General features: G+C 52.1%; 1 tRNA gene. It reads left to right on the forward strand.

Going from position 1 to position 411, the window contains the following annotated elements:
- The first annotated feature begins 147 nt into the window (after nt 1–147).
- Nucleotides 148–224, forward strand: a tRNA-Ile gene (locus DW037_RS10210).
- Nucleotides 225–411: the final 187 nt, after the last annotated feature.

Here is a 411-nt window from a genome sequence, read left to right on the forward strand (position 1 = left end):
CACTTAATGTGCTCTCCGTGCGAGTCAGGACTGTCCGAGCAGGCGACTTCATATGCCGCCGGGCGACCGGGGCGAACCCCTCCAAAGATTTTCAAAAAAGTTGTTGACGTGCGCGTAACGACTCGTCTAATATATCCCTTGCGCGATGGACCTGTAGCTCAGTTGGTTAGAGCGTCCGGCTGATAACCGGGAGGTCACAAGTTCGAATCTTGTCAGGTCCACCATCAAAACTGTGAAGAGCCCTGGGGCGTTGCCTCGGGGCTTTTTTCTTACCTACTGAAAGTAGTCAAAAAAGCCCCGTCCCAAATTAACTACTTTGATTTTGTGTGCTGTGCGAAAGATTGGGTAGTATAGCTATTCAATGCGGCGGGCTGCCGCGTGTTAACCGCTACGTACCGGAGGTGTTCCATG

Origin of the sequence: Collinsella sp. AF39-11AT, from assembly GCF_003474585.1 — a bacterium.
Classification (GTDB): Bacteria; Actinomycetota; Coriobacteriia; order Coriobacteriales; family Coriobacteriaceae; genus Collinsella.